Here is a 24,896-nt window from a genome sequence, read left to right as displayed (position 1 = left end):
AACTCGAAATGGTTAATGAATATGCAATAAGGAGGCCGCGGCATGAAACCTCTGAAATCCGTCAATCTGTTTCCAGTATTCTCGGAAATTCAGACAGCAGTAACAGCCCAGCAATTACGAGATGAACGGATCGCTTGTCAGAACCATCTGATCGAGATGCGTCATGACATGGAGCTGAGAGAGTGGATCGCATCCGTCAATACGATGCACGATCTGATTGGACAGCGTGCCGCGGCAATCTGTGAGCAGGACATGTGGGAGGCTGGCTTGGGCCGGCCTCCTGCGCGTTATGCGTTTGTTGCTTTTGGCAGCAGCGGAAGGCAGGAAGCTACGTTGTGGAGTGATCAGGACAATGGACTGATCATTGGTGATGAGCTGGAGGAGGATCAGCTCCCTTTTTTTCGGGAATTTGGCCTTCGGCTGGCGAATCTGCTGGAGGATGCAGGCTATCCCAAATGTTCGGGAAAGGTAATGTGTTCGGAACCATTATGGAGCAAAAAGCTTGGCGATTGGAAAAATCAGATTAGCGAGTGGTGTGAAGACCAGCAGTGGGAGCCGATTCGCAATTTCATCATCGCCTCGGATCTCCGTCATGTAGCAGGAGATGGCAAACTATCGGAGGAATGGGTTGACCATTTCCGAAGCTCTGTCGAGCTGCACCCGAGCATCGGCAATGCCGTGCTGCGAAACACGGTCAAGCATAAGGCAACGCTAAATGTCATGGGACGAATTGTGACGGAGCGGTTTGGTGAGCATGCCGGTGAATTTGACGTGAAGTATGGCGTCTATATTCCGCTTGTGAACAGCATTCGCACGATGGCGCTGCAAAGAGGCATCATCGAAACCTCAACGCAAAAGCGCATGGAGAAGGTGATGCTGCTTGAGGGCGGCAACCTCCTGCTGGAAAGCGTGCAGCGTGCTTTCTTGACGGCGCTTCGGCTGAGAAATAACACGCCCCATAGGCTGGAGAACGGGCTGATCATCAGCAGCGGGTATATCCCGCAGGAGCAGCTCAAGAACAAAACCATGCAGTACGAGCTTCGCGATACGCTTGGTGTGGTCAGACGGATACACCGGTCATTGCAGCGAGAGCACCGTTTTGCGGAGAGGAGGAACCCATGACTGAACCGGGACAATCGAACGGTGGGTTCTGGAGATCACTCCGCTTGGGTGACTTTAATTCCGCCATCGCCTCCATGCGCGGCGCGCAGACAGCGCAGCAGTTGGCCTTCATCCGATCCCAGATGAAGGATAACCGGAGGCCGGAGGTTCTGGGTACTCCGCTGGACGAGCTGGAGGTTGTCGTATTTGATCTGGAGTCGACGGGGTTCAATCACCAGCACGGTGATGAAATTTTGTCATTCGGTGCAATCAAGGTCATCGGCGAGCAAGTGATCGAGAACGAAACCTTTCATATGATCGTTAACAGCGGTGCTCCTGTTCCTCCATTCATTGCTGAGCTGACGGGAATTACGCAGCATATGGTTGATGCAGCCCCGCCTTTGATGGAGGGGCTGCATGATTTCATGGCATTTATCGGAGGCAGGGTACTTGTTGCCCATGCCGCTGCGCATGACCGTGGATTCCTGAACGCAGCCTTGTGGAAGACATCGAAGGTCCGATTAACCCATCGGCTCCTCGATACGATGATGCTCGCACAGAGATTATATCCTGAGCAGAAGGACTACAGTCTGGATGAGCTGCTGCGGAGCAGCGGCATCCCGGTGGAGGGCCGGCATCATGCTCTGTCCGACGCGCGAATGACTGCCCGGTTGTGGGCGGATTATATGAAAGAAATTCAAGCGCGCGGCCATGCAACCACGCTGGGAGATTTGTATGTCTATCTAAGCGAGGCATAACCTCAAACATGATGGATGCAGCAATAGCTTATTACCCTATTTGATCTGGCAAGGAATCGGGGTGAGGGAATAGAACTCCGCTGCCGGACGAACCCAGGAATTTGACGGTAGATCGCTGTCTAATTCGGCGGTTTCTTTTTCCCGCATAATTTTGAAGGCATGAAGCTGTAATGGTTTCAAGCCGGGAGCGTTTGGAGCTGCAGGAGATCCGATGGCATATACCTGAAGCAATCCGCCGAAGGATGGGAGCTGCAGCAGATCCTCGCCGGACGGCTCAGGGGATGTGTGCGGGTGACTGTGAAACAAACCGATGATTCCTTTTTCAGTTAACACCAAGCGGGTCCATTGAACAGGGTCCAGATGAAAAGAATGCAGCGGAAACTCCGCAGTATTTTTTACGGGGATAAATTGCGTAACAGTTACCGATCGGCTTATTGCGCTAGAGTGCCCGATAAGGACGCCACAGGCTTCCTCTGGCAGACAATCGTACGTATAGTCCGATATATGCTGTTGTACTGCCGCGTGCAGCAGAAGCTGCTCCAGGGCCATGTCAGACGGGTTCATCTTTTTCCCTCCCGGGCTATAATTGAAGTTGATCGCGTGTTTGAAAGATCAGGGTTTCAGGGTACAATAGGGACTATAAGTGCATGTTCAAAAAGGTCGATTTTCAGCACCGAAGCTTATGCTTCCGATGTGCGTTTTTTCAAAACGCTTCAGTTGGATGAAGCTAGGGAGTGAGGAGCAGAGCGTACGTTTTGGGTACGTGAGCACCGGAAGGCCCGGCTGAATTCAAGATTCGATGCCGAGCTGCTTCCTGATTCGCTTCGTGTTAGATATAGAATTTATGAATTATCAGTGGAACTGATGAAATTCTATATCGCAAGAAAACCTACCTATCCATCGCGGTCGCTCATCCTTGAAGTGGCCTCGATAGAGGTTTTCTTATCAAAAGCGGACTTTTTGAACAACCTCTATAACTAAGTTTAGCAAAGGAACCTATACCTATGAGACGAAATATCATCATTCTCGTCCTGCTTGTTGTTGCGGTAGGCGCTGTAATCTATAATCAAGCCGGCGACAATATCCAAGCCGTCTTCACGCAGGAGAAGCCGCTCCCGACGGAGACAGGCGCCAAGGCTGGACTGCTTGCCCCCACCTTCACCTTGAAGGGGATGGACGACAAGATCTATGCAGGCGGCGGAGCGCGCGATAAAGCAATGGTCGTCAATTTTTGGGCATCATGGTGTGAACCGTGCAAGCAAGAAGCCCCGGAACTCGACAAGTTGGCGGCGGAATATGCAGATGAGCTGGAAATTTACGGCGTGAACGTGTCCAAGTATGACAATGAGAAGAAAGCTCGTCAATTCGTTAAGGATTTTGAACTTCGGTATCCGATCCTTCTCGATCCCAAAGGAGAAGTGTTTGAGGAGTTGTATAAAGGCCAGGTCTTCCCAACGAATGTGCTGATTGATCGAAACGGCGTGATCCAGGAAATCATTCTGGGCGCTCCGGATCCCAAGGATCTTCGCAAGAAGGTAACCAAGCTGTTGAATTAGCTGTGAAGCGAAAGGCGGCGGAAACACCAAAAAAGCGCGGCCACCATGTTCATGACATGGCGGATACGCGCTTTTTATATTTGGATACAGTCTTAGTGATTAACCAACCCTTGTCTAGTCGCGGACTCATGCACCTGTTCCGGTGAGATTTGGCCGAGCAGCGCATAGCGCATACTGTCCACCAGGGCTTCCCAGCTCGCCTCAATGACGTTGCTGGAGACCCCGACGGTGTTCCAGGAATTCTCAAAGTTCTTGGACTCGATCAGCACCCGTACTTTGGCTGCCGTCGCATCCTTGTCATCGAGCACCCGTACCTTATAGTCAGCGAGATGCATTTCCTTGAGTGTCGGGAAGTATTGGACCAGCGCTTTACGCAGCGCGTTGTCAAGCGCATTGACCGGACCGTTGCCTTCTGCCGCAGTGTAGATGCTCTCACCGGCAACGTTGACTTTAACGAAGGCTTCGGAGACAACCGGTTGCCCAGCTGATTTCTCTACCAGCATTTTGAAGGATTCGAAGGTAAACAGCTCCTTAAGCTCTCCGTTCGCTTCCCGAAGAAGCAGCTCCAGGGAGGCGTCCGCGCCTTCGAATTGATATCCTTCATGCTCAAGATCCTTGATTTTTCCGATAATATGCTTGGATTGTTCACTAGCCGGATCAAAGTCAAGACCCATGTCTTGCGCCTTCGATACGATGTTGCTCTGTCCTGCAAGCTCGGAAACAAGCACGCGCTGCTTGTTTCCGACTTTCTCCGGTTCGATATGCTCGTACGTTCTGGAATCGCGCAGGATTGCCGAAACATGGATGCCTCCCTTATGGGCAAAGGCAGCGTTACCCACATACGGCTGGTTGACCGGCATATTGACGTTGGCGATTTCACTGATATACCGTGCGGTATTTGTCAGCGTGCGTAGGTTATCGTCTCCGATGCACTCATAACCCAGCTTCAACTGCAGATTCGGGATGATGGAGCACAGGTTGGCATTCCCGCAACGTTCCCCATAACCGTTCATCGTTCCCTGCACATGCTGGACACCAGCCTGTACGGCACTTAGGGTGTTGGCAACGGCAAGCTCGCAATCGTTGTGGGTGTGAATGCCGAGTGGAGCGCCGGGCAATGGACCCGCTAAAGATGTAACAATGTTCGAGATCTCGTGCGGGAGACTGCCGCCGTTCGTATCGCACATGACAAGCCAATCAGCGCCTGCCTCTCGTGCTTTGGACAATACGGCAACAGCATATTCGGGATTATTCTTATAGCCGTCAAAAAAGTGCTCGGCATCAAAAATCACTTCGAGGCCTTTTTGCTTCAGGAAAGCGATGGAATCATAGATCATCGCCAGATTCTCTTCAAGTGTCGTCTGAAGCGCGGTATGGACGTGGAAATCCCATGACTTCCCGACCAAAGTGGCCGCAGAAACGCCGGATTCCAAAATCCGAAGCAGATTGGCATCCTGGTCGGCGATGGAGCCTTTGCGGCGAGTGCTGCCAAACGCGGTTACTTTTGAGGTTAAGCCGAGATCCTGGACTCTTTTGAAAAATTCGATGTCCTTGCTGTTGCTTCCCGGGATACCGCCTTCAATATAATGAACACCAAGAGCATCGAGTTTCTTGGCGATTTTGACCTTGTCGTCCGCCGACAAGCTGATTCCTTCGCCTTGGGTTCCGTCGCGAAGTGTCGTATCAAAGATGGAAATGGACTTAGACATGATGTCCTCCTTTGGGTGTCCGGGATTGGACCGTATTGTTTATAATTTTGTATTATAACATTTCTTTGCGGGAAAGTAACAGAGTAAAAAACAAACCTTACCTATAGAGGCTTATTCTTGACCCGTGTTAAGGGTAACGATATGCTGGAGGCGTTGGTGAAGCCTTCATGATTCCTCATGGATAATGACATGAAGACACTTCATTGACTAAAGAAGATATAATGGAACGGAGTTTATGACATGATTCAATATTCTAATGATCAGGTGACGATTTTTCAAAGTGCGTTATTTCAGACCACATCAACGGTAATCCAGCTGGATGAGAGTATCATTATCATCGATCCGACCTGGTTGCCGCACGAAATCGATGAGATTCGAGAACATGTTAACGCGGTTCGGGGAAACAGGGAGTGTTATCTCATCTTCACGCATGGGGACTACGACCACATTATCGGATATAAGGCTTTCCCGGACGCAAAGACGATTGGGAGTGCCGGACTCAGAGATGACCCGGAAAAAGAGGATAAACTGAAATCAATTCGTGATTTTGATGCTTCCCACTATATTACTCGCGATTATCCCATAGAATTCCCGGTACTTGATATGGTTATCGAGGAAGATGGACAACAGCTCGCAATGGGCTCCACAACGCTTACGTTCTATAGAGCACCGGGACATACGGCCGACGGCTTGTTTACTGTGATTGATTCCGTGGGCGTATTTGCAGCCGGTGACTATTTATCCGATTTTGAGCTTCCATTTATCTTCCAAAGTGCGAGGGACTATGAAGGAACGATTCGCCAAGCTGCAAGGATCCTGAAGGAGCATCCGATTGCTTTGCTCATCCCGGGGCATGGCCGGCATACGACAAGCCGATCTGAGATGAATCGAAGAGTGGAGGCAGCCCGGAGCTATCTGGAACGACTGCGTCAGGCTGTTATGGATGGCGATGATACGGCTCTTGACCAGCTGCGGCAGGAGCACGGATTTGTCTCCGAATTCACGGCGAAGTGCCATAAGGAAAACGTGAGAATCATTCAAAATGAACTTCAAGATGAGGGCAGCAATAAGACTTAAGTAGAACCGTGCCGAAGAAAGAAGGAATTCTGCGTGGGACATATCGACCATTATTATCCGGCCAGTGGCCGCGTTATACTTCATGTGGATATGAATGCTTTTTACTGTTCTGTACACGAAGCGGAGGAGCCGGAACTTTACCGGGGCAAGCCCACGGCTGTCGCGGGCAGCATCGAGCTGCGAAAAGGCGTCATCGTCACCTGCTCCTATGCGGCACGGTCACTCGGGATCCGCACAGGAATGAACGTGAGACAGGCGCTGCGGATCTACCCTGACCTGATGATCATCCAGCCGGATTTTCATCTGTACCGCAAGTATTCCAATGCATTTATGAATATAGCATATGCCTATACGCCGCTGTTGGAGGCGACTTCGATTGACGAATGTTACCTGGATATAACGGGATCAAAGCAGTTCGGTACCCCCCTGGATATCGCCCGGGAGATCCAGGAGCGCATTCGCGAGGAGTTGTCGCTGCCTTGCTCCGTCGGCATTGCTCCGAATAAATTGCTGGCCAAGATGGCCTCGGACATGAAAAAGCCCAACGGGCTATCCGTGCTGCGGATACGGGATGTCCCGCAGGTACTCTGGAACAGACCCTGCGCAGAGCTGTTTGGCATCGGGAGTAAAACAGCCGACAAGCTGCGTAAGTTGAACATTCAGACGATCGGACAGCTGGCCGCTGCCGATGAAGGCCTGCTGACCTCGACTTTTGGCGTAATGGGGTCATGGATGAAAAGGGCAGCCAGCGGCATCGACCATGCTCCTGTCGTTGCGGAGCGGGAACAGAGCAAATCGATCGGACACACGACCACGCTCCCGCAGGATGTTACTTCGGCGGAGGAGGCGCGAAGGGTGCTGCTGAATCTGAGCGATCAGGTAGCGCGCCGGCTCCGCAGGCAGGGTCTAATGACCAGCGGCATACAGATCACGCTGCGTACACCGGATATGAAGACCATCACCCGGTCGAGGCATCTGGCCATTCCGACGGAAAATACCGAGGATATCTACCGGGAAGCGTGCGAGCTGTATCACCGGCACTGGAAGCAGGACAAGCCGCTTCGTCTGCTTGGCGTTACGCTGCAGCAGCTTATCGCGAAGGAGGAATCCGCCATTCAGCTGGATTTGTTCGATTACGAGAAACAGCCAAAGAAAGAATCGCTGACCCGGGTCATGGACGAGCTGCGCAATAAATTCGGCGAGAGTGCGGTGCTGACCGCCGGCATGCTGGGAGATGACCCGTCGTCCTTAATCCGCAATCATAAGCGGAGAGGTACATCTTTACAGATGGATTTTGTAAGGGATCTGGGGAACGATAATAAAAATGCCGTTCAGCCGCCCGCGAAGGACCCGGACCGCGATTAGCCTTTTTTTTGATAGCTGAAGCTCCTTCATTTCCTTTGAAAATAACAAATTATTGTCGGAAAATGTTAGGAAATATATTTGTATTCCTAAAAAAATTGTATTAATATATGTAGATGGTGGCGGGAGACCGTCAGCTTATACTATGTTTATAGAGATGTTTATAGATATACAGGAGGAAGAGAGACTATGGCGAAGTTTACTTGGGTAGATAAAGATACCTGCATTGCTTGCGGCGCATGCGGAGCAACGGCACCCGATATTTACGATTACGACGACGAAGGCTTGGCAGAAGTTATTTTTGACGGAGACAACAACCGCGGGGTAACTGAAATTCCGGAAGATATGCATGATGATATGCTGGATGCCTGCGATGGCTGCCCAACAGATTCAATTCGGATTGCTGACGAGCCGTTTAACGCAGAATAACCAATACCGCTTTAAGCCCTGATATTCCATCTTGAACTTATACCGACGCCCTCTGCCCGACAAAGGCAGGGGGCGTTTTTTCGTATCCGACGATTCATACATAATTGGAGCGTTTATTCCGATATACAGGATAATAGAGGCAAAAATGTCATAAAAGGAGGCTCCCGAATGAACAATTCGCTGTACCTCAAAAGGTATGTGGAGACGCATCCTGATAATAAAATGGCCTGGTACCTGCTGGGGAAGGAATATGAGCAGGCCGGCGAACAGGGCAAGGCAAATTACTGCTACAACAAGGCAGAAGGGGTCTATGAAGCCTTTGAGCTTAGTCAGGTCCCGTCCGATATATGGAAAAATTACGAACAGCGTTTATTGGAGATGGAGAGGGACAAGGACCGCAGGCGAAAAAGAACCCGGCGTTTGCTTGCTGCGCTGGTGTTATTGCTGCTGGTATTCCTTCCTCCAGCCCAGGCACCGGGCTCCGTTCCGGGGGATTTTGCATCAGATGTGTTTCCGCCGAATGAGCCGGTATCCGCCTCGGCCGTTAACAAAGAGAAGCGGGATTCGCGTAAAGAACCGCTGTATACCGCCGTTGCTTCCGGTCAGGGAAAGGATTCGGCCGGAGCCCTGTCCTCATTGCTTCGGCATCCGCAGGCATTGCCGAATTGGTCGGTTGCGCTGGGGATGAAGCAATCGGGCAAGTGGCAGTTATGGAGCAAGGACATGGAACGTTTATACGGATTGCATCGGGATGCTAAAGGCGCCATTGCGATCCAGCCATATGAAGGAGCGGCATTGGAGTGTGATTGCGAGCCTGCGGATAGTTCGCAGCTTAAGCGGAGCGCGGGGCAATGGGCGGATCTGCAAGTTGAGACGGCCGTGCTGCAGGAAGCGGTCAACCAGTATAAGGCTCGACATGGACGTCTGCCTAAAGGCTTGAACGAACTGACGCAGCCGTATCCGAATAATTGGCTGTCCGGCCGTTCGAAAGCAATGGAGGAGATGTTCGGAGCATTGATGAAGCATAAGTCCCAAGGAACTGGCGGCCCTAAGGACCAGCCGGGGCAGCAGCCTGGGAACAACCCGGAGGAGATTGGATATTGGGGGACTTCGCCGAACGGGGATCCTTTTTTTAAGCAGCCGCTTCAGGTCATCATTGACCGGAAACATCATCGGCTTGCCGTTGTCAGCGGCACCGTCATGCTGCGCAATTATGCGGTCGGGCTTGGAGGAGCGAAAACGCCGCTGGGTGATTTTCATATTAATGACAAGGTTGTTAATCCGAACGGGACCACGAAGGGCCCCTATGGGACGCGGGGAATGCAGCTGTCCGATACGCAATACGCGATACACGGTACACTAGACGTGGACAGTATCGGAGCAAATGAATCTGAGGGCTGCATTCGTATGCTTAAAGAGGATGTGGAGGAGCTGTTTGATCTGGTTCCGATGGGAACCGTCGTGACAATTCGGGAAGGGGTTCTGCCCGAGGACCTGTGGACGCCGAAAGAGCGTTTTAAGCTCAAGCTTGCCCAGGGGCAGACCAACCCCAACAAGGTGTATCACTGGCTGGATTAAGGCTGGGCGATCACAATCAGAACGATAATCAGGATAATAAGAAGAGCGATGCCGGAGCTGATCCATAGTATGGCCTTCTTATTAACCTCTTCTTTTTTCTGCTGCAAGGTCGGAGGCTTACGTTTGGCTGACATGTCTTTCCCCTCTTTCTCTCATGATCATGAAAATGATTTGTACAATCCTCCTTTATTGTAAGGGGTTTGTCCCGAAATTGCCACATCGCTTTCTCGTCAGGACGATCGCCCGGTTTATGCTGAAGAACTTTCTTTTTGAGGCAGAAACGGATAAACTGAAGGATAGAGAAATAACTGGATGAGAGGAAGAGTGGATGTGCTGTACCGCAACATAGGCAAACCTATATTTTTTAAACTCGATCCCGAGAAAGCTCACCACCTTGTGGTTGGCGGCCTTGGACGTGCCTCCGGCGTGGTCGGCGCAGACGCTGTCATGCGAGGGATGTACGGTGTTAGCGAAACACCGGATTTGGCGGTGGACCTGTTCGGGCTTCATTTCCCGACACCGGTCGGACTTGCCGCCGGGTTAGATAAAAATGCCCAGGCCGTCAAAGGTTTCTCCTCCATAGGCTTCGGATTTATGGAAGTAGGAACGGTGACCCCGAAGGGACAACCGGGCAACGAACAGCCGCGATTGTTCCGGCTTCCTCCGGATGAGGCACTCATCAACCGGATGGGTTTCAACAACGAAGGGGCCGAGGCGATGGCAAAAAGGCTGTCCGCACTCAAGGAACGCCGTATTCCGGTTGCCGTCAACATCGGAAAGAACAAGGCGACTCCGAACGAGAAAGCCAACGGTGATTACGAAGCTTGCATTCAAGCTTTATTTCCGTATGGCGACTTTTTTGTTGTCAACATCAGTTCCCCGAACACGCCGGACTTGCGCAGCCTTCAGCATGGGAGCGAATTGTCATCCTTGCTGGAAGCCGTGAAGAACGAAATGTCCCGCCAAGCCAAGATCCATGGAGGCGAGAAGGCCGTCCTGGTGAAGATTGCGCCGGATGTGAGTGATGAGGAACTGGAATTCATGGTGGATACGATTAGTGCAAGCGGCGTTTCCGGCATTATCGCTACGAATACGACGCTTTCCCGGGATGGCCTGACGCACGGTAACGCCAAAGAAACCGGCGGCCTTAGCGGGAAACCGCTGCGTAACCGATCGACGGAGATTGTATCCCGGATTTACAAGCAGACCGGCGGTGCGCTTCCGATTATCGGGTCTGGCGGAATTTTTACGGCAAGTGATGCTTATGACAAAATACGCGCGGGCGCAAGCCTGGTGGAAATTTATACAGCACTTATCTATGAAGGGCCTGAGGTGAACCGCAAGCTTCATTCCGGTCTCCGGGAGCTGCTTGCACGGGATGGCTTCAGCCATATTTCCGAAGCCGTCGGGGCTAATCATCGGTAAAGGGTAAAGACAGGAGGCAAGGCGATGGACGTTAGAGACTGGGGGACATTTTTGCTTCCGTATGAGCAGACCGTTGAGGAATTGAAGGTTAAATTCAAGACGATGCGTTCCGAACTGAAAAAACGGGAGGAATACGCACCTATCGAATTCGTAACGGGTCGGGTCAAACGGATCTCGAGCATACTGGACAAGGCGAAACGCCTCGATGTGCCGATGGACGAGTTGGAAACCGGGATTGAGGATATCGCAGGCATTCGGATTATGTGTCAGTTCGTGGAGGATATCCGGCGGGTAGCCGAATATATCCGGGCACGGAAAGACCTGACTGTATTATACGAGAAGGACTACATTACCAATTTCAAAGAGAGCGGCTATCGGAGCTTTCATATGATTATCGAATATCCGGTGCAAACGGCTTTGGGGCAAAAGAAGGTGCTTGCCGAAATTCAGATCCGCACGCTGGCCATGAATTTCTGGGCTACGATTGAGCATTCCCTTAGCTACAAGTACCGGGAAAGCCTCCCGGATGACATTCGGGCACGGCTGAAGAAGGCCGGAGAAGCGGCGAATACGCTGGATACGGAAATGTCGAGCATCCGGGAGGATATATTGGAGGCGCAGCGGCAGTTCGAGGACGATTCCAATATTACGACACAGGTGCTGAACGCGATTCACAAGCTGTATTTCTTCCATCTGGTCAATGAGGCAATTGCTTTTCAGAGCCGGTTTAACGCGATATTTCAGGATCATGACATGGATGCGATGAAGGTGCTTCTGGATGAGGTGAAGGAGCTGCTGGCCGAAGCCAAGAAGAAAGTAAACGAGCATGAGCTATGAACCGCTGTATGTCGCTTACCTCGTTTACTTTAACCGTGATCGGGACTACTTCGAATGTCATGAAGTGTTAGAAGAACTGTGGCTCGCGCGGGATCGTGATCCAAGGTATAAGGGACTTCTGCAAGTGGCTGTCGGGCTTTTTCATTTCCGGAACAACAACGTAAGAGGAGCATTTAAAATGTTCACAAGCGCTGTATCCCGACTCGGGGGTTATCCCGGGGATGAACTGGGGATCTCGATGGGGAAGCTGGTAAGCGAAGTACGTGACTATGCCAAGCAGCTGGCGTCGTATGACGTTCGTCCATTTCCCTATAGGGATTTGACGATCGAAATTGGGGATGCTGAGCTTAAGCAGGCAGTTCGGTTGGCATCGGAGCGCATCATGCCGAACATTCCGCAGCGGCGAAAGCCGGAGCGGGCACATTCCAAGTAACTTTAGGAACAAGTGAAAAAAGAGCTGCCCGTCTGTAGAGGGATCTACTTTTGGGCAGCTCTTTTTTATATGACCATTTAGGATTAAGATTCGGTACCTTTGTATTTATCATCGATGAACTGTTTGATTTCCTCGACGGATTTTCCTTCGTCATGAAGCCGTTTGGCATCCTGCAGCTCGGTCAGGCAGATGCCGCATTGAGCGCCATGGTCCGTCCATTTGACTTCGCCGTCCTTGTTCTCGGCAATGAAGCAGCGATGAAGGGAATCGTGATAGCCATTCTCCTCGTCCATGCAGCCGCAATAACATTTGATTTCCTTCATGATGTCTTCTAATTCTCCGACCGTGGCATAGGTTGCTTGCGTGTTGTCGGTATAGCTCGACAAGAACTTCGGCATAACCGTCATGCTGGCTGTTGTCTCATATCGTTCAGAATCGGCGCCGTGCTGATGCCCAGCAGCGGATTCTTTACCGCCGCATGCGGTCAGCAGCATGCCCGAAATGACGAAGGTAAAGAGGATGGCGCGAGTGCGGTTCATTTCGTCACGCTCCCTTTATATTTATCCAGGATTTGCTTGAAGTCATCGATGGAATAACCTTCACTGGAACCTTCTGGTTTCAATCCGCCGACCATGCGTTCTTTCTCTACGCCGTTCTCGAAGTAGACCAGCGTCGGGGTGAACTCAATGTTGTACTCTCTCCAGCCTTCCTGATACTCGCGAAGGTTGTACTGGTGCATGGTAATTCCAGCATCGTCCGCCAAAGGCATCAGTTCCGGGGTCGTCGCACGGCAGTGCGGACAGTCGGATGCAAAGAAGTACACGAAGAAGTTCTCTTTGTTGTCAACCTTGCTCTTCAGCTGATCCGGCAAAATGATTTGCTGGTAGTTCGGATCATTAAGGAGTTCTTGCGTAGCCGGGTTCAGGCTGGAGACCTTCTTGCCCCCGTACAATTCGCTTGCTTCTCCTTGACCGTTCAAGAAAATGAGTGCAGCAATCAATAAGACGAAGACTCCGCCGAAGGCGTATAATGCGGTGTATTTATTCTTTTTTTTGCGGTTCATGGATCCACCCCCTAATGATTAATAATAAATAAGGACTTGTCCTTTTTAATGTAGTTTATTATACAATATTAAAAGTCGGAGCGGAACATGCGAATGTTTGCTTCAGCACGGTGAAAATATACTTTCAAACGATACGATACAGAACAGGTAGGTACCATGTATGGCATTACAACTGCCCTCGCCGTTTCTGGCGAAGATGAAATCGCTGCTTGGCGAAAACTATGACAATTTTATGAAGTCTTATGAACAAGCCCCGAATGCCGGCATTCGGGTGAATACGCTGAAGATCAGCAGAGAGGAATTCATGAAGTTGTCCCCTTTTGACCTTGTACCCATCCCCTGGTGTTCCACCGGTTATTATACTCAGGCTGGAGAGCGTCCGGGACGGCATCCTTACTATCATGGGGGGTTATATTATATTCAGGAACCAAGCGCGATGGCTCCGGTTGAACTGCTCGGCGTAACGCCGGGGGATCTGGTACTGGACCTGTGCGCGGCTCCCGGCGGCAAATCTACGCAGATTGCAGCAAAGCTGAGTGGGCAGGGGGTGTTGGTTAGCAATGATATTCATCCGGACCGCACCAAAGCGCTTGCGAAAAACTTGGAGATGTACGGCGTGCGGAACGCCGTGGTGCTGAATGAGGATCCGGAGCGGATCGCGGGTGCTTTCCCCGGATTTTTCTCCAAAATATTGATCGATGCCCCCTGCTCCGGCGAAGGGATGTTCCGCAAAGACGAATCCATGCTGAAGTACTGGGAAGCGTCGTCTCCGCTGAAGTTTGCGGAGATGCAGCGGGATATTTTGAAATCGGCAGCAGCCATGCTCCGTCCGGGAGGTCGGCTGGTGTATTCTACCTGTACCTTCTCTCCAGAGGAGAACGAAGGGATGATTGCGGAGTTTCTGAATGAGCATTCGGATTTTTGCGTGGTCCCGGTGGATCATTCGGAATTTTATTCTCCGGGTGAAACGGCCTGGATGTCGGGACAGGAAAAGGTGAAGGACGATGTACTGAAGCAGCTTTCCGGGACCGCCAGACTGTGGCCGCATAAGGTCAGAGGCGAAGGACATTTCATGGCCGTGCTTCAGCGGGAGGGCGAGCTGAACATGCGTGAGGCTGAACGGGAACAAGCTCCATTATTCAAGCCTGGCGGCTTGGTCAACGAGTCGCTTGCTATATCCTCCCGGACAGAGCAATCCCGTGAACGTAAAGGTAAAACTGCTCTTCGGGAGGAGAGATCAGGTAAACCAGGGAAATACGGTAAAGGTGCAACGCGCCAGCAGGCATCCCGCCGGAGCGTTACGGATTCTCAATCGGGTTCGATTCATCTTTTACAAGCCTTTATTCGCGAGCAGCTGGATATGGAGCTGACGGGATATCTCGTAATCTACGGGAATCATGTGTATGTATCGCCCCTGCCAGAAGAGCGGCTGAAGCAGCTCAAAGTGATTCGTCCCGGATGGTATATGGGACAGTTGAAGAATGAACGGTTTGTACCTGGACATCCCTTGGCTACAGCACTTCGAGCGGATGAGGCTGTTCGCTATGTCAGCCTGTCCTCCGAGGACGGGGAAGCGGTCCGGTATTTGAAAGGGGAAACCTTATCGATTCCGGAAGAGCGCGTGATCTGTCGATCGGGTGCTGAAGCGAAGGGTTATGTGTTAGTGTGTATAGACGGATACTCAGCCGGTTGGGGCAAATGGCAGGCAGGAATATTGAAGAATGAGTATCCGGCAGGGTGGAGGTGGACATCGATATGAGTGCTAAAGGCAGAACAACGCAAAGATTGGACAAGGTGTTATCCAATCTGGGATTCGGCTCGCGGGCCGAATTGAAGAAAAAAGCCAAACAAGGGAGCATCGTGGTCAACGGAACGGTGATGAAGGACTCTGGCAAACATGTTGATCCTTATACGGATATCATTGAGTTTGAGGGAGAGACCGTTCAATACCGGGAATTTGTGTATCTCATGCTGCACAAACCTCCGGGCGTCATTTCGGCGACCGAGGATCTTCGTGACCGTACGGTGCTGGATCTCCTGGATGAGGAATACCTGATCTTCGAGCCGTTTCCGGTGGGCCGATTAGATAAGGACACGGAAGGACTGCTGCTGCTTACAAATGACGGTAAATTGGCCCATGAGCTGCTGTCGCCCCGGAAGCATATTCCGAAAACCTATGAAGCGATAGTAGAGGGCAGGGTGGACGATGAGGATGTGCGGTTGTTTGCTGCGGGAATTACCTTAGATGACGGATACGTAACGTTGCCCGGAGAGCTGGTAATCCATTCCCATGAGGAACGAGGCGACGGGGCCCAGATGTCCCGCATCTCGCTGACGATCCATGAAGGTAAATTTCATCAGGTCAAGCGGATGTTTGAGGCGGTAGGCAAAAAAGTCGTTTATCTCAAAAGAGTCAGCATGGGCGAACTTCGATTGGATGAAAAGCTCGAGATCGGGGCGTACCGGGAGCTGACCGAGCAAGAATTGTCTTTGATCGGAAGGGCATAATCACGATAGAGAAATAGAGACTAAAGGATGGATGGAGAATGGCATACAAATTGGTAGCACTTGATGTTGATGGAACGCTGTTGAATGATGATCATGAAATTACGGAGAAAACGAGGAACACCGTAATGGAAGCCGCAAAACAAGGGGTGGAAATTGTACTGTGCACAGGCAGAGGACCGCTGAATTCGATTCCTTTTATGAAAAGCATGGGTCTTGGCGGTTATGTCATCAGTCATAATGGTGCGGCAACGGTAGAAGTGGAGACCCAAAAAATTGTGCATCAGTTCGGCATGGACCCGCTTCAGCTTGAGCCTTTCATGAAATACTGCCGTAAGCACGGGGTGCATTTTGACGTGAATACCGCCTTTGAGATGTATGTGGACCAGGTGGAGGAGCTTGCCGGTCCGGTTCGTTCGATGTACGAGAACTATTTAATGCTGCCAAGCAACCTGCCGTCATGGGAGGAGCTGTCAGACCCGGTCGTCAAATTCACAACCTTTGGCGAATCCGCCGATATCGACCGCGTTTACGCAGATTGGAGCCAGTGGACCCTTCCTTTTAACATGCTGCGAAGCGGAGAGTACTTCATCGATCTTATGCATAGTGAAGCATCCAAGGGAAGCGCGCTTCAGCAGCTGGCAGCAAGAAGAGGTTATGAGCCGGACGAGGTGCTGGCCATCGGCAATTACTTCAACGATATTACGATGCTGACCTATGCAGGGATGGGGATTGCGATGGATAACTCTCCGGTCGAGGTCAAGGCTGCTGCCAATGCGGTGACAACTTCGAATAATGAGGACGGCGTACACGAGGCATTGGTGAAATACTGTTTGTCGTAAATCGACTATTTTATAAAAGAGAACCCGCCACAGGACACTTGGGAAAGTGCCTAATGGCGGGTTTTTTGCGTAGTTTGAAACCTGTTAACAGGTTTCATTCAGAGTATAGGGACAAGCATTTCCTTCCAAATTTGGATTGACACGTTGCTAATGGCATGCTATTTTTATCAATGAAAATGATAATCATTATCAATTATTGAGGCTGATAAACATGCCTGCATAGCCTGCATCTCGTTTTATCGGAAAAAGGAGGCAACTCATGCGTACGGAAGAAGAGCTGAAAATAGATAGCCTATCGGATTCGGATCGTAGCGGGAGAACCAGTCTGGTTGAGATTAAAGAGTTTATCGATTGCCACTATGAAGAGGCGTTATCTATTGGCCAATTGGCCAGGATGGCTAATATTTGTCCTAAGTATTTTGTGGATTTATTTAAAAAGACATTCGGCCAAACCACGATCGACTACCTAACCCACGTTCGTATGAATCATGCGAAGCGTTATTTGGCCGAATCGGACGATCGGCTTCGAGACATTGCACAGCGAGTCGGTTACAAGGATGAGTTCTATTTCAGCCGTATTTTTAAAAAGAAGGTGGGCATGTCGCCGTCCGAATATGCCCGAAATTCAAGGCAGCTCATTGCGGCCTGCTCTTCCTCTATCATCGGGCAGCTGGTAGCGTTGAATGTCGTCCCTGCCGCTGCGCCTCTTGACGCGAAGTGGACTCCGTATTACTACAATGCCTATCACTCGGAGATCAAGTCGCGCTTAAAGCTGACGTCCCCTTATCCGGACAGCCGTTTCGAGGAGAATATCGAGCAGCTGTTCCGCGCAAAACCTGACGTTATTATCGGCATGGACCATCTCGGTCCAGAGGAAGTCACCAAGCTGGAGCATATTGCCCCTACCTTGATTGTTCCGTCCCATGCAGGGTGGAGGAAGCAGTTGGAGAGTATCGCAACGTTTTTGAATAAAGAAGAGCAGGCACAATTATGGATAGAACAGTATGAACGTCGAGTGCAGTACGCACGCTCACGAATGCAGCAAGTAATGGGAAGCGAGAGTATCGTTGCGCTGCGAATATATGGACATAGCCTCTATGCATACGGTAACCGGGGACTTAAGGAAGTGCTATACCAGGATTTACAGCTCAAGGAAGCTTGCGGTCTGGATACCATGCGTAATCAACAGATCACGCTGGATGATTTGCAACGGATTAATCCGGACCGGATCCTGATCGCGGTATGCCCTGAAGCCACATCACGCCGCTATTGGCTTGCGCTTTTGCATTCTGCGAAATGGCAGACACTCCGAGCTGTCGTTCGAAGCAGCGTCTACATGATCTCGTCCGATCCGTGGTTCGAATATTCCGCTCTTGCCGTGACGAGAATGCTGGACGAGGCATTGCTGCTGTTTACAGGAGATAGTCCAAACGGAGTTCTGGATAAAAGCCATGGTGAATCGTTTGTTACGTAATATATACTCGACTTAATTGAGAATCATTATCACAGGAGGAGATATATTGTGGCAGAACGTTTTAACCGTGGAAAGAGAAGTTGGAGGATCAAAATATCAGCACTGGCGTGCTGTGTTATCGTCATAGGCTTGTTGTCAGGCTGTGGGGACAAGGTGGATTCCGAAGCAGCGGGCGGCGATCAGCAGGCAGCGAAGAACGTAGCAGTCGAGACGACCGGCACCGTTGAGGACGGTCAAGAATCGACGGAGGAAATAGGAACGAACAGTGAAGGGACATCAACGAAGGAGGAGCGAACGGTAACGGATGAGCTTGGGCATGAAGTGAAGATTCCGGCTGACGTGAAAAACGTGTTCGCACCGAACATGGAGGATTCTTTGCTGAAGCTCGGCGTGAAGCCTGTTGCACAATGGGCCAACGGCAAGATGGGACACACCTATTTGCAGCAGGAGCTGGACGGCGTCCCCTTGATTGATTTTTCAGGAGGCTTACCTTCACCAGAAGCCCTGATGTCCTATGAACCAGATCTCATCGTGCTCCATACCGAAACCTATGCCGCGGACGGTACATATGAAAAATACGCCAAAATCGCGCCAACATACGTGTTCAAAAATGCTTCCGGTAATGTTGAGAAATCGCTGACCACCTTGGGGGATCTGCTTGGGAAAGCAACGGAGGCCGAGACCGCTCTGAAGGATTACGAGCAAAAAGCAAGCGAAGCGAAGGCTAAGCTGAGTTCCGTGGTGGGGGACAAGAACGTTGCCATCATTCGTTTTGCACCTAGAGGCGTCAGTTTGATGGGCGGAAATTATCTCTGCGGCTTTGTGCTCCATCAAGACCTGGGACTGGGCAAGTCCAAGCTGGTCGAGAACGAGAATGCAGCTAACATCTCGTTGGAGATACTGCCGCAGCTGGATGCAGATTATATTTTTGTCATTAACGCCTACGATCAGGGAACCGAGCGTTTGAAGGAAATCACGGAAAGCCCGATTTGGAAGGGCATGCCGGCCGTTAAGAACGGGCATGTCTATGAAGCGAATAACGAATACTGGCTGGGAAGCGGCCTTATTGCCTACGAGAAAATCGTGGATGATGTCGTTCGCTCCATCGCGGGTCAATAGGAGGCACTGCATGAGCAATCATACGCCTTACGTTGATATGATGCGGCGCAGCGTGGAGCTGCCCCATGCGGAGCATTGGGTGATGCGCTCGAGGGCAGGGCAGCGCCGCTACCGAATCATTGCGGCACAGCCGATGGGACCGGCCCCGCCGTCTGGATATCCGGTCATCTATTTACTGGACGGCAACAGCGTGTTTCACACGATGGTCGAAACGCTGCGCCTGCAGTGCCACAGGCCGGACAAAACAGGGATATTGCCGGCGGTCATAGTCGGTATCGGTTACGAGACGGAGGGGCAGTATGCCCCGAATCGGTTCTATGATTACACGCCCTACCCCAACATGAAGTTCAAAAACAAGCTGGATGGGGGTTCCGTACCGGAACAGGGAGGAGCGGCTGAGTTCCTGCAATTCATCGAGGAGGAACTGAAACCGCAGATCGAGAGCGAATTTAACATCGACCGCCGTCGTCAGACGATCTTCGGTCATTCCCTTGGCGGGCTGTTCACGCTCTATGCCATGTTCAGCAAACCGCAGGCATTCTCGTGTTATATCGCGGGCAGCCCATCTATTCACTGGAATCAAGAATATTTACATGAGCTGGAGCAGCGCTTTGTCGAACGCATCAAGGAAGAGCCTTGCCATGTTCGGCTGCTGCTTGGTGCAGGAGAGCACGAGAGGTCCCATGTCACCGGCAATTGCATCAGCGCATCCGAACTCGCCGACCGTCTGGCTGCTGTGTCTATGTATGGCATCTCAGCCGAATTCAAAGAGTTTGAGGACGAGGGGCATCTTTCCGTACTACCTGTCCTCATCAGCAGAGCATTACGGCATGCACTTTATCCTCACGACTAAGGAGGTGATCGCCTTGGAGATTACAGGTATTAACGGGAAAGTAGCCCTCGTGACCGGTGCCGCCCAAGGGATAGGCGAAGCGGTGGCACGAGCCCTCGCCCGAGAAGGAGCTGTCGTCGCGGCTTGCGATCAGAAGGAGGCCGAGCTGATCAGCCTTACGGCCGATCTATGCGGCTCAGGTGTGCAGGCTGCGGCTTACAAGACGGATGTCAGCTGCAGTGCCGAGGTTGAAGCGATGATCGAGCGGATTGAGGAGGAACTCGGTCCGATCGAGATTCTCGTTAACGTTGCCGGAGTGCTGCGAATCGGAGGGGTTGAGTCGCTTGGCGACGAGGATTGGCAGGCGCATTTCAACGTCAACACCAACGGCGTATTCTACACGTCGCGCTCCGTCGTCCGAAGGATGGCGGGCCGTAATTCCGGAGCTATCGTGACAGTGAGTTCGAATGCATCCAGAGTTCCACGGGCCCAGATGTCGGCTTATGCTGCTTCGAAGGCAGCGTCCACGATGTTCACGAAGTGTTTGGGGCTGGAATATGCCCGTCATCACATCCGCTGTAATGTGGTTTCCCCGGGTTCTACGGATACAGGGATGCAGCGTTTGCTCTGGAAGGATGATCAAGGCGCAGGGCCCATCATCGAGGGGGCGCTGGACTCTTACCGTGTCGGCATACCGCTTGGTCGAATCGCGCTCCCTTCCGATATTGCGGATGCCGTCATATTTCTCGTATCCGATCGGGCCCGGCACATGACCATGCAGGATGTATGCGTGGATGGCGGCGCGACGTTGGGCTGCTGAGGATTCTCGTGTTTTATTCTTTTTGCAAATTCGATAAATGGTAGGCTCATAAGCAGAGAGGAGACTGAAATGTTACAGTATGATGCTCCAACCGCAGCCGAGGCTGTGCAACTTATGGAACAATACCGGGTCGGTTCGTCCTTCTTCTTCTCATCCCCGCGCAAGACGTTGTTAACGCATGGAGAGTATTCAAGACTTTCGATTCCCTCAGGAAACGATCATAGTTCACTGCCGGAACGCGCCTGGGAACTGCTGGACCTCGCCAAGCAAGCGGGACGGTCGGATGCCGTTGTTGTAGGCGCCATCCCTTTTGACATATTGAAGCCGGCGAACCTGTTTATTCCGCTTACGGCTCAGTGGTATGATTCCCATCTATTCTCTACAGGCCAAGTCCCGGAAAGGCCCCTGATTTCCAGTTATAACGTGCTGTCCGTTCCTGAACCGGCGGCGTTCAAGGAAGGCGTGAACCGGTTGCTGGATCTGATTAGTCAAGAAACACTCCATAAAGCGGTGCTATCCCGAACACTGGAGATCACGCTTCCTCATGCCTTGTCCATTCCTCATATATTGAATCACTTAGCTTATCATCACTCCCATGGCTATACGTTTGCCGTTCCGTTGGCACCCGAGTTACCCCACGCTTCCAGTCCGGATGCCGTTGCATCTACAAGGACTCTGTTTGGGGCAAGCCCAGAGCTGCTCGTAACGAAGAAGGGGCTTCGAATCAAGGGGAATCCTTTGGCCGGTTCCGCCGCGCGGAGTACCGATCCCGTTGAAGATAAGCGGCGGGCGACAGCCCTGTTGTCATCCGCTAAGGACCGATATGAGCATGCCCTCGTAATTGATGCTGTGGCGTCGGCTTTGCAGCCTTTTTGCAGCAAGTTGGAAGTTCCCGCCGAACCTACCCTCATCCACACGAATGCCATGTGGCATCTGTCTACCGAAATCAACGGCGTCCTGAAGGATGATTCCGTAACGTCGTTGGATCTTGCTCTGGCGATGCACCCGACACCGGCGATCTGCGGCACGCCGACCGATGCGGCCAGGGATGTCATACGAGCGATCGAACCGTTTGATCGCGGATTCTATTCGGGGGCCGTTGGTTGGTCGGATGCTAACGGAGACGGCGAGTGGGCCGTAACGATTCGCTGCGCGGAAACGGAAGGAACCTTACTGCGGGTGTTTGCGGGAGCCGGAATCGTATCAGGCTCCAATGCGGAAGCCGAGCTGGCCGAGACGTCAGCCAAATTCCGCACGATTCTTGCAGCCATGGGCTTGAATGAGCAACAGACAACGCTTTTGGAGGAGGAATGAGGATATTGGAATTGGCAGGTTGTAAGGCTTGGCCGGAGGAGTTTGCTGCCCGTTATCGGGAGGAAGGATGCTGGCAGGGCGAAACGTTTGGAGCGCTGCTGCGGAAGCGTGCGGCAGCGCATGGGGAGCGGACTGCGATCGTGTGCGGCGATCAGCGTACAAGCTATGCCGAGCTGGACAACCGGGTGGACCGCCTAGCAGCTGGATTTCTTAAGCTCGGGATTAAAGCGCAGGAACGGGTTATCGTTCAGCTGCCGAATATAGCGCCATTTTTCGATACGATATTTGCGCTGTTCCGCATCGGTGCAATTCCTGTCTTCGCCCTGCCCGTCCACCGCCGGAGCGAAATCGTATATCTATGCGGATTCAGCGAAGCTGCCGCTTATATTATACCGGATCAGGATTCGGGATATGATTACCGGGACTTGGCAGCTCAAGTTCAGATATCGGTTCCTTCGCTGCGAAATGTCATCGTTGCAGGCGACCCGGGCTCGGGGTCATTTCTATCCCTGGATGATCTGTATCTCAATGATTTGGGCAGTCCTTCAAGCGAATTGGACGAGGAAGGCCCCGATCCCGGCGATGTTGCGTTCCTGCAGCTGTCTGGCGGGACGACCGGACTGCCGAAGCTCATTCCGCGCACGCATGACGACTATATTTACAGCTTGCGCATGAGCGCCGAAATCTGCTCGCTGGATAAGGATAGCGTTTATTTGGCGGTACTGCCCGCTGCCCATAACTTTCCGCTTAGCTCGCCGGGCGTACTGGGGACGCTGTATGCGGGAGGGAGAGTTGTCCTTGCCCGGTCCGCGAGTCCGGAGGTGGCGTTTCCGCTGATCGCCTCCGAGGCCGTAACAATAACGGCGGTCGTCCCGCCTCTGGCCTTAATCTGGCTTGAGGCCGCACAATCCCGCTCGGATGATCTATCCCACCTACAGGTGCTGCAGGTGGGCGGGGCCAAGTTCAGTGCAGAGGCAGCCAAGCGGGTAAAAACGGTGCTGGGATGTACGCTGCAGCAAGTATACGGGATGGCGGAAGGCTTGGTGAACTATACCAGGCTGGATGACCCGGAAGAGATAACGGTGCATACGCAGGGGCGTCCGATGTCCCCGTATGATGAAGTGCGGCTGGTGGATGAGGATGACGTGGAGGTTGCTCCCGGTGAAGTGGGGGAACTGCTGACACGGGGACCCTACACGATTCGCGGCTACTATAAAGCGGACAAGTTTAACGAAAAGGCTTTTACCACAGACGGCTTCTATCGAACGGGGGATCTGGCGAGCATGACGCCCTCAGGATACCTGGTGATCGAAGGCCGTTCCAAGGATCAGATTAACCGCGGGGGTGACAAAATCGCGGCCGAGGAGGTCGAGAATCATCTGCTTGCCCATCCGAGCGTGCACGATGCAGCCGTGGTCGCCATGCCGGACGAGTATCTGGGCGAGCGGACCTGTGCATTCGTTATCGTCCATGATGCTGCGGTTAGCGGCAATGAACTGAAGGCTTTTCTCAGAAATAGGGGGCTCGCTGCATACAAAATCCCGGATCGGGTGGAGTTTATGGATTCCTTCCCGCACACGGGTGTCGGTAAAGTAAGCAAAAAGAGTCTGCGCGAACTAGCGATACAAACATCATGACGCTCGGGTGAATATATCCAATTCATTTAGAAATGAGGAGATATGATGGCACTTCCTAAGATTTTACCTTATCCCATGCCTGGGGAGGCGGATCTGCCCAAGAATAAGGTGGCATGGACGGCAGATCACAGCCGAGCCGTGCTGCTCATCCACGATATGCAGCAATATTTCATCGACGCGTTCACTCCGGATCAATCGCCTGTCGTTGAGCTGATCGCCCATATTCAGAAGCTTCGCTCTTGTTGTGCTGAGCTTGGCATTCCCGTGATCTATTCGGCACAACCTGGCGGACAAGCACCGGAGCAGCGTGGTCTGCTGCAGGATTTCTGGGGGTCCGGCATCAATGACGGTCCTTACCAGAAGAGATTCGTGGATGAGGTGGCGCCAACAGAGCGGGATCTGCTGTTAACCAAATGGAGATACAGCGCCTTTCAGAAAACCAATTTGCATGAAATGATGCGCGAGCAAGGCCGCGACCAGCTGATGATCTGCGGGATTTACGCCCATATCGGTTGTTTGCTGACCGCAACCGAAGCTTTTATGAAAGACATCCAGCCATTCTTCATTGCGGATGCCCTTGCCGATTTCTCGGAAGAGAAGCATCGTCTGGCACTGACTTATGCTGCCGAACGCTGCGCTGTTACGCTGACCACGGAACGTTTGGTTGCTTCGTTAACCCAAGGGCAGCATACGGTCTCGGAGCATTCTGTAGCTCCAAGCGGAGAGGGGGAGAGTTCTGCGGACGCACTACCGCTGTTGACGCTGCAAACGTTGCGAGAGAACGTAGCAGATTTGCTGCAGGAGCAGTCGTCTAATATTGGCGAAGATGACCATCTGATTGAGTACTGGGGGCTAGATTCCATTCGGATCATGAGTTTGGCCGAGCGTTTGCGGCGTGGAGGCATCGATATCAGCTTTGTGGAATTGGCCGAGCGGCCTACACTGGCGGGTTGGTGGGAATTGTTGTCGGATAAGCTGTGCTTGTCGCGGCCTAATTATGATTACTATACGGTGTAAGGAGGGAT

Annotated in this window: 25 protein-coding genes; 20 read left to right on the top strand and 5 right to left on the bottom strand. The window is 52.0% G+C overall.

The features are described 5' to 3' along the window. The first annotated feature begins 42 nt into the window (after positions 1–42). Together MKY48_RS23980 and MKY48_RS23975 are read left to right on the top strand one after the other, a co-directional pair. A complete protein-coding gene (locus tag MKY48_RS23980; protein WP_339291271.1) occupies positions 43–1,122 on the top strand; it encodes a DUF294 nucleotidyltransferase-like domain-containing protein in 1,080 nt (359 codons plus the stop codon). Then, positions 1,119–1,859, top strand: coding sequence for a 3'-5' exonuclease (locus MKY48_RS23975; RefSeq protein ID WP_076325741.1), 741 nt, complete (start codon positions 1,119–1,121; stop codon positions 1,857–1,859). The genes MKY48_RS23980 and MKY48_RS23975 overlap by 4 nt, the downstream gene beginning before the upstream one ends. Positions 1,860–1,895: 36 nt before the next feature. Here the strand turns inward: MKY48_RS23975 and MKY48_RS23970 are convergent, their stop codons facing one another. Beyond that, positions 1,896–2,423, bottom strand: coding sequence for a M67 family metallopeptidase (locus MKY48_RS23970; RefSeq protein WP_339291270.1), 528 nt, complete (start codon positions 2,421–2,423; stop codon positions 1,896–1,898). Between the two features lie 440 nt (positions 2,424–2,863). Here MKY48_RS23970 and MKY48_RS23965 point away from each other — a divergent pair, with 440 nt between their 5' ends. Then, on the top strand, positions 2,864–3,415 hold the full coding sequence (locus MKY48_RS23965; RefSeq protein WP_339291268.1) for a TlpA disulfide reductase family protein: 552 nt from the start codon (positions 2,864–2,866) through the stop codon (positions 3,413–3,415). 92 nt (positions 3,416–3,507) lie between these two features. Here the strand turns inward: MKY48_RS23965 and cimA are convergent, their stop codons facing one another. Beyond that, a complete protein-coding gene (gene cimA, locus MKY48_RS23960) occupies positions 3,508–5,124 on the bottom strand; it encodes a citramalate synthase (RefSeq protein WP_098747981.1) in 1,617 nt (538 codons plus the stop codon). A gap of 240 nt (positions 5,125–5,364) precedes the next feature. Between cimA and MKY48_RS23955 the strand changes: the two genes are divergently transcribed. The 4 genes from MKY48_RS23955 to MKY48_RS23940 all read left to right on the top strand — a co-directional run bounded on the left by MKY48_RS23955 (position 5,365) and on the right by MKY48_RS23940 (position 9,570). Further along, positions 5,365–6,201: an MBL fold metallo-hydrolase gene (locus MKY48_RS23955; RefSeq protein ID WP_339291266.1), complete on the top strand. Its 837-nt coding sequence runs from the start codon at positions 5,365–5,367 to the stop codon at positions 6,199–6,201. Between the two features lie 33 nt (positions 6,202–6,234). After that, positions 6,235–7,566, top strand: coding sequence for a DNA polymerase IV (locus MKY48_RS23950; protein ID WP_339291265.1), 1,332 nt, complete (start codon positions 6,235–6,237; stop codon positions 7,564–7,566). Between the two features lie 186 nt (positions 7,567–7,752). After that, positions 7,753–7,992 carry a ferredoxin gene (locus tag MKY48_RS23945; RefSeq protein ID WP_009594795.1) on the top strand — a complete coding sequence of 80 codons (240 nt, stop codon included), beginning with the start codon at positions 7,753–7,755 and terminating at the stop codon, positions 7,990–7,992. Between the two features lie 168 nt (positions 7,993–8,160). Further along, positions 8,161–9,570 (top strand): L,D-transpeptidase family protein, encoded by a 1,410-nt coding sequence (locus tag MKY48_RS23940; protein WP_339291263.1) that lies wholly within the window; start codon positions 8,161–8,163, stop codon positions 9,568–9,570. Here the strand turns inward: MKY48_RS23940 and MKY48_RS23935 are convergent. Then, positions 9,567–9,704 carry a hypothetical protein gene (locus MKY48_RS23935; RefSeq protein WP_015736685.1) on the bottom strand — a complete coding sequence of 46 codons (138 nt, stop codon included), beginning with the start codon at positions 9,702–9,704 and terminating at the stop codon, positions 9,567–9,569. The two genes, MKY48_RS23940 and MKY48_RS23935, sit on opposite strands and share 4 nt — an antisense overlap. Positions 9,705–9,900: 196 nt before the next feature. Here MKY48_RS23935 and MKY48_RS23930 point away from each other — a divergent pair, with 196 nt between their 5' ends. Genes MKY48_RS23930 through MKY48_RS23920 form a run of 3 tightly spaced genes read left to right on the top strand, consistent with a single transcriptional unit; the run spans position 9,901 to position 12,265 of the window. After that, complete coding sequence (locus tag MKY48_RS23930) at positions 9,901–10,995, top strand: quinone-dependent dihydroorotate dehydrogenase (protein ID WP_339293550.1); 1,095 nt, start codon at positions 9,901–9,903, stop codon at positions 10,993–10,995. Positions 10,996–11,019: 24 nt separating this feature from the next. Beyond that, positions 11,020–11,832 carry a GTP pyrophosphokinase family protein gene (locus MKY48_RS23925; RefSeq protein WP_076325749.1) on the top strand — a complete coding sequence of 271 codons (813 nt, stop codon included), beginning with the start codon at positions 11,020–11,022 and terminating at the stop codon, positions 11,830–11,832. After that, on the top strand, positions 11,822–12,265 hold the full coding sequence (locus tag MKY48_RS23920) for a DUF309 domain-containing protein (RefSeq protein ID WP_339291261.1): 444 nt from the start codon (positions 11,822–11,824) through the stop codon (positions 12,263–12,265). Before MKY48_RS23925 ends, MKY48_RS23920 begins: the two co-directional genes overlap by 11 nt. A gap of 83 nt (positions 12,266–12,348) precedes the next feature. On the opposite strand, the gene MKY48_RS23915 is transcribed toward MKY48_RS23920, so the two are convergent. Then, positions 12,349–12,804: a PCYCGC motif-containing (lipo)protein gene (locus tag MKY48_RS23915; RefSeq protein ID WP_339266804.1), complete on the bottom strand. Its 456-nt coding sequence runs from the start codon at positions 12,802–12,804 to the stop codon at positions 12,349–12,351. After that, a complete protein-coding gene (locus MKY48_RS23910; protein ID WP_076325752.1) occupies positions 12,801–13,328 on the bottom strand; it encodes a thioredoxin family protein in 528 nt (175 codons plus the stop codon). Before MKY48_RS23910 ends, MKY48_RS23915 begins: the two co-directional genes overlap by 4 nt. Before the next feature lie 160 nt (positions 13,329–13,488). Here MKY48_RS23910 and MKY48_RS23905 point away from each other — a divergent pair, with 160 nt between their 5' ends. The 10 genes from MKY48_RS23905 (at position 13,489) to MKY48_RS23860 (ending at position 24,888) form a co-directional block, all read left to right on the top strand. Then, complete coding sequence (locus MKY48_RS23905; protein WP_339291259.1) at positions 13,489–15,087, top strand: RsmB/NOP family class I SAM-dependent RNA methyltransferase; 1,599 nt, start codon at positions 13,489–13,491, stop codon at positions 15,085–15,087. Further along, complete coding sequence (locus MKY48_RS23900) at positions 15,084–15,836, top strand: pseudouridine synthase (RefSeq protein ID WP_339291257.1); 753 nt, start codon at positions 15,084–15,086, stop codon at positions 15,834–15,836. Before MKY48_RS23905 ends, MKY48_RS23900 begins: the two co-directional genes overlap by 4 nt. Positions 15,837–15,874: 38 nt before the next feature. Continuing rightward, complete coding sequence (locus MKY48_RS23895) at positions 15,875–16,675, top strand: Cof-type HAD-IIB family hydrolase (protein WP_339291256.1); 801 nt, start codon at positions 15,875–15,877, stop codon at positions 16,673–16,675. Positions 16,676–16,934: 259 nt separating this feature from the next. Next, on the top strand, positions 16,935–18,149 hold the full coding sequence (locus tag MKY48_RS23890) for a helix-turn-helix domain-containing protein (RefSeq protein WP_339291254.1): 1,215 nt from the start codon (positions 16,935–16,937) through the stop codon (positions 18,147–18,149). A gap of 48 nt (positions 18,150–18,197) precedes the next feature. Next, positions 18,198–19,268, top strand: a complete 1,071-nt coding sequence (locus tag MKY48_RS23885; protein ID WP_339291252.1) for an ABC transporter substrate-binding protein — start codon at positions 18,198–18,200, stop codon at positions 19,266–19,268. A gap of 10 nt (positions 19,269–19,278) precedes the next feature. Then, entirely contained in the window at positions 19,279–20,121 is an 843-nt protein-coding gene (locus MKY48_RS23880; protein ID WP_339291251.1) for an alpha/beta hydrolase-fold protein, read from the top strand. 13 nt (positions 20,122–20,134) lie between these two features. Continuing rightward, complete coding sequence (locus MKY48_RS23875; protein WP_339291249.1) at positions 20,135–20,920, top strand: 2,3-dihydro-2,3-dihydroxybenzoate dehydrogenase; 786 nt, start codon at positions 20,135–20,137, stop codon at positions 20,918–20,920. Positions 20,921–20,989: 69 nt separating this feature from the next. Beyond that, positions 20,990–22,234: an isochorismate synthase DhbC gene (dhbC, locus tag MKY48_RS23870; protein WP_339291248.1), complete on the top strand. Its 1,245-nt coding sequence runs from the start codon at positions 20,990–20,992 to the stop codon at positions 22,232–22,234. After that, positions 22,231–23,871: a (2,3-dihydroxybenzoyl)adenylate synthase gene (locus tag MKY48_RS23865; protein WP_339291246.1), complete on the top strand. Its 1,641-nt coding sequence runs from the start codon at positions 22,231–22,233 to the stop codon at positions 23,869–23,871. The genes dhbC and MKY48_RS23865 overlap by 4 nt, the downstream gene beginning before the upstream one ends. A gap of 45 nt (positions 23,872–23,916) precedes the next feature. After that, positions 23,917–24,888 carry an isochorismatase family protein gene (locus MKY48_RS23860; protein WP_339291244.1) on the top strand — a complete coding sequence of 324 codons (972 nt, stop codon included), beginning with the start codon at positions 23,917–23,919 and terminating at the stop codon, positions 24,886–24,888. Positions 24,889–24,896 lie beyond the last annotated feature (8 nt).

It is taken from the genome of Paenibacillus sp. FSL W8-0187 (assembly GCF_037969755.1).
In the GTDB taxonomy this organism is placed as follows: domain Bacteria; phylum Bacillota; class Bacilli; order Paenibacillales; family Paenibacillaceae; genus Paenibacillus_AQ.
This window is presented reverse-complemented; position numbering and strand designations above follow the sequence as displayed.